Source organism: Sporosarcina sp. P29 (assembly GCF_002743265.1).
Lineage (GTDB): Bacteria > Bacillota > Bacilli > Bacillales_A > Planococcaceae > Sporosarcina.
The window spans coordinates 1-392 of record NZ_PDYX01000119.1 but is presented as its reverse complement, the minus strand read 5'-3'; the positions used below and the strand labels follow the sequence as shown (position 1 = coordinate 392).

Here is a 392-nt window from a genome sequence, read left to right as displayed (position 1 = left end):
AATAGGAGGTGAGCTGGAATTGGTACAACATTACTTTATCGGCATCTCTATTGCTCATCCTGTCGATGACATAGCCCAGCAATTTCGAAAAGAATATCAATTGAATGAGAAATACAAAGTAATTCCACACGATAAGGATTTGCATTTGACCATGCGCTATATAGGAGAGCTTGATGACGCCAAACTTCCCTGGCTGAAATCTTCTCTTCAGAAAATCGCTAAATCGCATACAGAATTCACGGTGTACGTAAAAGGCTTATCATTTTTCGGATCTTCAAGCGGACCGCGTGTTGTTTTTCTAGCAGTTCAAGGTTCCGAAGCTTTATATGAACTACAAAAGCAAATCGCTAGACGTACAGAAAAGATTCTTGAATTGGAAAAAGACACTCGCT

Annotated in this window: 1 protein-coding gene; it reads left to right on the top strand. The window is 39.8% G+C overall.

Annotation, left to right across the window (positions count from 1 at the left end):
• Positions 1-19: 19 nt before the first annotated feature.
• A partial coding sequence (gene thpR / locus CSV68_RS16830; protein ID WP_158233542.1) for an RNA 2',3'-cyclic phosphodiesterase occupies positions 20-392 on the top strand: 373 nt, incomplete at its 3' end.